Genomic DNA, 5,989 nt, shown 5'->3' with positions numbered 1-5,989 from the left:
ATTTTATCCTTAGTGCTGACATCGCCCTTTTTTTTGCCCACATCATGCAGGAGCGCCAAGCGGATGAGAAAACGCTCCTCCACATCCGCCCTGCCTACGGCAAGCTGCCTGGCGCTGCGAACTACGCCCAAGCAATGATACTGATCCGGTAAATTCATAGCCCAAAACAGAGTCTGTTCCGCCTCATTCAAATAGGCTTGCACCAATTCTCGATCCGCGTCGGTTATGACGGCATGAAGCGCCGCCCATACCTGGCGTACACGCTGCTGCCACATCTGCATCAATCTCCTGTAAAGTATTCCAAGCGCCCGCAGCAACGGCCCTCGCAACGGTGTTGCGCCTCAGTACGATTTTCTTCCTGCGCCGCCAGCTCTACTCGCAGCCCTTCCTGACGCAAGCTCGTCGCCCTCTGAATGGCTTGAACCAAGCCGTTCTTTTCCCAGGAAATATATACATCGCTTTTCGCGGCGCACACTTCCAGCTTTTGGCGCTGCCGCGCCAAGAGAACCCGTTCAATCCCCAAGGCAAAACCGGTGGCCGGACAGGATTCTCCATACGCTCCCGCCAACTGGTCATAGCGCCCGCCGCCAAGCACAGGAAAGCCCAGCCCCGGCGTATACGCTTCAAAGACCATGCCTGTATAATAGGAAAAATTCCGAAAGACTCCTAAGTCAAAGACGACATGCTCCGCTACTCCATAATGCTCCAGCAAGGCGTAGATTTGGGCTAAGTTGTCGAGCGCCCGGCGGCTGACGTCATTATTCACCAAACTGCGAGCTTCTTCAAGCAATTCTCGTTTGCCATGCAGCAAGGGAATGCGGCGTAAAAGCTGCTGCACTCCTGCAGAAATGCCACTGTCTACGAGCAATTTTTCCAAACCGACTAAATCCCGGCTTGTTAAAGCCTGGCGAATTTCCCGGCTCCGCTCCCCTTGCAAGCCGGCTTCCGCTAAAAGACCGTTGATAAAATCCACTTGCCCCAAGCTGATTTGAAAAGAAACCAGTCCCGCATCCAACAGACTTTCCACCGCCAAGGCCACTACCTCGGCGTCTGCCGTAGCACCGCCTTCACCCAAAAGTTCAACTCCGGCCTGGTAAAATTCGCACTGCCGTCCAGCCTGCGCCTCTTCATATCGAAATACATTCGCTAAATAGCAAAGCCGCAAAGGCGCCTCTTGATCCTTCAGGCGAGTGGCCGCCACTCTGGCAATGGGAGTAGTCATGTCCGGACGCAAGGCTAAAAGACGATTATGGCGATCGAAAAATTTGTATAAATGCGCCTCAATTCCCTCACTGCCCGCCTGCAAGGTTTCCATATATTCCATCGTAGGCGTAATGATTTCCTCATACCCCCAGCGGGCGAACAAACGAATGAGACTTTCCTCCACTTGTCGTTTCTGCCCCACTTCGCCTGGCAGGAAATCACGCATCCCATAGGGAATTTTAGGTACAAATTCATTCTTTCTCATGTATATCTTCGTCTCCTTGCTCCGCCTCATTTTTTACTTCCATGCGTTCTAAAATCAGCTTATAACCGTCAGCGCCGTAATGCAGACAGCGCTTAACACGGCTGATTGTAGCGGTGCTGGCCCCGGTACGCTCTACAATTTCGTCATACGTATGCTTTTTGCGCAGCATCCGAGCTACTTCCAACCGCTGCGCCAGCGCCTTAAGCTCGCTGATCGTACAAATGTCTTCAAAGAGTTGATAACATTCTTCCACTGTTTCCAACTGCAATACCGCTTCACACAAATGGTCGGTAAGAACATCCTTCAACTTCGGATTTACCATTAGACTACCCCTTTCATTAACACATGAACATCTTATACATATTCTACCTTTCCCTTCAAAGTCCTCCCTTCACCTCTTTTCTTCTTTAGTTTGTGAAACTATTTTTTTCTTGACAGCGCTCTAGACGCGTGCTAAAGTTATTCTCACGTAATCAATTGCATCCGTAAGCATTTGATTCCTATAAACTGATAATTTCATATTTTTTCATCAAGAGCTGGCAGAGGGACGGGCCCGATGAAGCCGCGGCAACCATCACACAGGTGAACGGTGCCAATTCCTGCAGGATACGCCTGGCAGATGAAGAACTGAGTTTTACTCATGACGTCTCTTCGCTTGCCACGAAGAGATTTTTTTGTATTTACATGCATATTGCAGAGAGGGGATTCACCATGATTCAGCTAGAAAACATTGAAAAAACTTATCCCGCTTCCGGCGGTTCCGACGCCGTTCACGCCTTGCGGGGCATCAGCCTCACCATTGAAGAGGGAGAGATTTTTGGAGTCATCGGCAAGAGCGGCGCTGGCAAGAGCACCCTCATTCGCTGCATCAATCTTCTGGAGCGGCCCACTGCCGGCACGGTCATCGTTAACGGTCAAGAACTGACTTCTTTTAATGAACAGCGGCTGCGGGAAGCGCGCAAAAAAATCGGCATGATTTTTCAACATTTTAATCTGCTTTCCTCCCGCACGGTATTTGATAACGTAGCCTTCCCTTTAGAACTGGCTGGAGTCAGCAAAAAAGAAATCGAACAAAAAGTCAGCCGCCTCTTGGAGCTGGTTGAGCTGTCCGATAAACGCGATCAATATCCGGCCCAGCTTTCAGGCGGACAAAAACAGCGCGTAGGCATCGCGCGGGCGCTGGCCAATCAGCCAACGGTACTGCTTTGCGATGAAGCCACCTCCGCCCTAGACCCGCAGACCACCAAGGCAATTTTGGAACTGCTAAAGAACATTAATAAGCAGCTCGGCCTGACCATTGTGCTTATCACGCATGAAATGCAGGTCATTAAAGAAATTTGCGACCGCGTCGCCGTCATTGAAAACGGCGTCATCAGCGAAGAAGGGCCGGTTCTGGATGTATTCACCCAGCCCCAAACCGATACGACCAGAGAATTCATCCGCACCATCATTAACCATGATCTGCCGGAAATTCTTGCTGACGTAGCTTTCTCCCCTACGCCGTTGCCGGAAGGCAATCTGGTACTGCGCCTGTCTTTCTTGGGACAGTCCGCTGAAGAGCCTGTCATTGCCACACTGATTCGCCAGTATCAGGTCACTCCCAACATTCTCTACGGCAACATCGACCACATCCAAAGCACACCCTATGGTACGCTGATTTTAGAGCTTTCAGGCTCTCAAGAAGATCTGGACGCGGCGTTAGCTTATTTGAAACAACGCAATCTTGGAATTGAGGTGATCGGCTATGTCGCAAGACATGCTTCTCTTGCTGGTTAAGTCTTTGGGCGAAACCACTTATATGGTAGCTTTTTCTTCCTTTGTCGCCGCTCTTTTCGGTATTCCCTTGGGCGTCATCCTGGTTACAACCGACAAAGGACATATCCTGGAAAATTTAGCTCTCTATCGCGTTTTAGGCGCTATTGTTAACGCTTGCCGTTCGGTTCCTTTTATTATTTTGATGGTAGCCATCATCCCCATCACGCGCATGATCGCAGGAACCTCTATTGGCACTGACGCCGCAGTAGTTCCTTTAAGTTTAGCCGCTATTCCGTTCCTGGCGCGCATTGTAGAAACCGCCATTAAGGAAGTAGACTACGGCCTGGTGGAAGCCGCTCAGGCCATGGGCGCCTCGCCGCTAGCCATCATTACCCGGGTGCTTCTACCAGAGTCTATGCCGTCCATTATTTCCGGTTTAACCTTAATGGTTATCAGCCTTGTCGGCTATTCCGCCATGGCTGGCGCCATCGGCGGCGGCGGCCTGGGTGACTTAGCCATTCGCTACGGTTATCAGCGCTTTCGCGGCGACGTGATGTTGGCAACGGTTGTCGTCTTGGTCGCACAGGTACAGATTATCCAGTCCTGCGGCGATCTGATTGCAGCCAAACTCAATAAAAAATAAGAAAATTCAAGGAGGTAATTTCTATGAAAAAAAGATCTCTGCTTCTCCTGGTAGTTCTTCTCTCTTTGGCCTTGGTTATTGCCGGCTGCGGCGGCAACGACGCCAAACCGGCGGCGCAAAACGCCAAAACCGTTCTCAAAGTCGGCGCCACACCGGTGCCGCATGCGGAAATTCTTAACGTCGTCAAGCCGCTTCTGGCGAAAGAAGGAATCGACCTGGTTATCGTCGAAATGAACGATTATGTACGTCCAAATCTTGCGGTAGCGGATAAAGAATTGGATGCCAACTTCTTTCAGCATGTGCCTTACTTAAACAAGTTCATTTCCGAGCGCAACTTGCAGTTGGCTTATACTACCAAAGTTCACATTGAGCCTATGGGCATTTATTCCCAAAAAATTAAAAACCTTAATGACTTGTCTAACGGCGCTCAAGTTGGCATTCCCAACGATCCGACCAATGGCGGACGCGCCCTTTCTCTGCTGGAAAAAGCCGGCTTACTGAAGCTTAAGGAAGGCGCCGGCGTAAATGCCACGATTTCCGATATTGTAGCCAATCCTAAAAACTTGAAAATTCGTGAGCTTGAAGCGCCTCAACTGCCTCGTTCTCTTGAGGATCTGGCCATTGCCGTTATCAATACGAACTATGCGCTAGAAGCCAAACTAGTTCCTGCTAAAGATGCTTTGTTCATTGAGCAAAAGGATTCTCCCTATGCTAATATCTTGACGATTCGCAAGGGAGACGAAAATCGTCCTGAAATTCAGAAGCTGACGAAAGCGCTGACCTCTGAAGAAGTGAAGAAATTCATCAACGAGAAATATCAAGGTGCAATCGTTCCAGCGTTTTAATCTGACGTGCAGCCCCTGTGCGGAAGCAACGCTGCGTTGCGCCTGCATGGGGGTTTTTCTATGTCAAATCGCAAACTAGCCATCTTACTCTTGAGTGTTTTAGTAGTTATGATCGGCATCGGCTATGCCGTAGCCATCATGACCAGCACTGTCAAGCCGATCAAGGTAGGCGTTATTGCCGGACCTCACGAAGACATCTTGAAGGTCGTGCAAAATGTCGCTGAAAAAGACGGTCTGCAAATTCAAGTCGTAAAGTTCAACGATTATGTAAAAATTAACGAAGCCCTGGCCGGTGAAAAATTGGACGCTAATATTTTTCAACCGGAAGCCTATTTAACAACCGTCACTAAAGACCGCGGCTTCAAACTGCAAGCGGCAGCTAAAACCGTGCTTTTCCCTCTGGGTTTTTATTCAAAGAAAATTTCCAATCTCAATGATTTGCCCCGCGGCGCTATTGTCGCCCTGCCGCAAGATCCGATCAGCTTGAGCCGCGCTTTGCTTCTCCTTCATAAAAGCGGCGTCATCGCCTTGCGCCAAGATGCCCTGGCCACACCCACTCTAGAAGATATACAGACCAACCCCTTGGGACTGGTGTTTAAAACAGCCATGGCCAACACGCTGCCTAGGCATATGGAAGATGCCCATATATTGGGCATTCCCAGCGGCTACGCTTTTTCTTACGGCCTAGCCCCCAACAAGGCTCTCCTCATGGAACCGGCTTCTTCAGCCTATGCGCATGTCATCGCCGTGAGGGAAGGGGAAACTGATAACCGCTCACTGCAGCTGCTAATCAAAGCCTATCACTCTCCAGAAGTTCGCAACTACATTGAAGAGCATTTTCAGGGTACCATCCTGCCAGCCTGGTAAAGCAGAGGGGTATGGAGAATGAACAGGAGTCAAGCGAGGGCTTCGATGGCTGCCATGAAGGCCGCTTGACTTTTCGCAATATTCTTGTTATACTTAAATCAAAGAAAAGGGTAGATGAAGAGAAAGTCGCCGGAAGCAGTGGCGACAGGTAGCTCGGCAACTACCACAGTCAGGGGTGAGTCCAATGAAAGAGGAAGCAGAGTTTCGGTCACCATGTAAGGGGGCGGTTGTATCAGCAAACAATTGGGCAGTCCCACAACTGAATAACTGACTAAACGAAGTGCATCCAGTGTATGCACGGAAGAGCGCGATTCCTATCGTGCGAAAACAATAGAAATCCCCGGTCGACTGGCTGAGTCGACCGGGGATTATTTATTACGAAGAAGCGACAATACCATACAAGACAATTTC

The 5,989-nt window shown here is 49.8% G+C and carries 7 protein-coding genes and 1 riboswitch; of the genes, 4 read left to right on the top strand and 3 right to left on the bottom strand.

Annotated features, from left to right (window positions below):
- The 3 genes from PHF27_RS12950 to PHF27_RS12940 form a co-directional block, all read right to left on the bottom strand.
- Positions 1–275, bottom strand: a 275-nt coding sequence (locus PHF27_RS12950) for an HD domain-containing protein (protein ID WP_300070890.1), incomplete at its 3' end; no start/stop codon positions are given.
- Between the two features lie 5 nt (positions 276–280).
- Positions 281–1,468: an ATP phosphoribosyltransferase regulatory subunit gene (hisZ, locus tag PHF27_RS12945; protein ID WP_300070887.1), complete on the bottom strand. Its 1,188-nt coding sequence runs from the start codon at positions 1,466–1,468 to the stop codon at positions 281–283.
- Positions 1,455–1,790 (bottom strand): YerC/YecD family TrpR-related protein, encoded by a 336-nt coding sequence (locus tag PHF27_RS12940; protein ID WP_300070884.1) that lies wholly within the window; start codon positions 1,788–1,790, stop codon positions 1,455–1,457. The genes hisZ and PHF27_RS12940 overlap by 14 nt, the downstream gene beginning before the upstream one ends.
- A gap of 201 nt (positions 1,791–1,991) precedes the next feature.
- A riboswitch (SAM riboswitch) is annotated at positions 1,992–2,094 on the top strand.
- 85 nt (positions 2,095–2,179) lie between these two features.
- Between PHF27_RS12940 and PHF27_RS12935 the strand changes: the two genes are divergently transcribed.
- Genes PHF27_RS12935 through PHF27_RS12920 form a run of 4 tightly spaced genes read left to right on the top strand, consistent with a single transcriptional unit; the run spans position 2,180 to position 5,578 of the window.
- Positions 2,180–3,244 (top strand): methionine ABC transporter ATP-binding protein, encoded by a 1,065-nt coding sequence (locus tag PHF27_RS12935; RefSeq protein ID WP_300070881.1) that lies wholly within the window; start codon positions 2,180–2,182, stop codon positions 3,242–3,244.
- Positions 3,213–3,866 (top strand): methionine ABC transporter permease, encoded by a 654-nt coding sequence (locus PHF27_RS12930; RefSeq protein WP_300070878.1) that lies wholly within the window; start codon positions 3,213–3,215, stop codon positions 3,864–3,866. Before PHF27_RS12935 ends, PHF27_RS12930 begins: the two co-directional genes overlap by 32 nt.
- Before the next feature lie 23 nt (positions 3,867–3,889).
- Positions 3,890–4,711: a MetQ/NlpA family ABC transporter substrate-binding protein gene (locus PHF27_RS12925; RefSeq protein WP_300070875.1), complete on the top strand. Its 822-nt coding sequence runs from the start codon at positions 3,890–3,892 to the stop codon at positions 4,709–4,711.
- 60 nt (positions 4,712–4,771) lie between these two features.
- Positions 4,772–5,578 (top strand): MetQ/NlpA family ABC transporter substrate-binding protein, encoded by an 807-nt coding sequence (locus PHF27_RS12920; protein ID WP_300070872.1) that lies wholly within the window; start codon positions 4,772–4,774, stop codon positions 5,576–5,578.
- The last annotated feature ends 411 nt before the right edge of the window (positions 5,579–5,989 follow it).

The organism is Anaeromusa sp. (assembly GCF_028691475.1).
Classification (GTDB): domain Bacteria; phylum Bacillota; class Negativicutes; order Anaeromusales; family Anaeromusaceae; genus Anaeromusa.
The sequence above is the reverse complement of the archived record's forward strand: the minus strand, read 5'-3'. Positions and strand labels throughout refer to the sequence as shown.

What these genes read in the sequence shown, in the direction of transcription:
- hisZ (WP_300070887.1), bottom strand. Translation starts at nt 1,468, where the DNA reads ATGAGAAAGAATGAATTTGTACCTAAAATTCCCTATGGGATGCGTGAT.
- PHF27_RS12940 (WP_300070884.1), bottom strand. Translation starts at nt 1,790, where the DNA reads ATGGTAAATCCGAAGTTGAAGGATGTTCTTACCGACCATTTGTGTGAA.
- PHF27_RS12935 (WP_300070881.1), top strand. Translation starts at nt 2,180, where the DNA reads ATGATTCAGCTAGAAAACATTGAAAAAACTTATCCCGCTTCCGGCGGT.
- PHF27_RS12930 (WP_300070878.1), top strand. Translation starts at nt 3,213, where the DNA reads ATGTCGCAAGACATGCTTCTCTTGCTGGTTAAGTCTTTGGGCGAAACC.
- PHF27_RS12925 (WP_300070875.1), top strand. Translation starts at nt 3,890, where the DNA reads ATGAAAAAAAGATCTCTGCTTCTCCTGGTAGTTCTTCTCTCTTTGGCC.
- PHF27_RS12920 (WP_300070872.1), top strand. Translation starts at nt 4,772, where the DNA reads ATGTCAAATCGCAAACTAGCCATCTTACTCTTGAGTGTTTTAGTAGTT.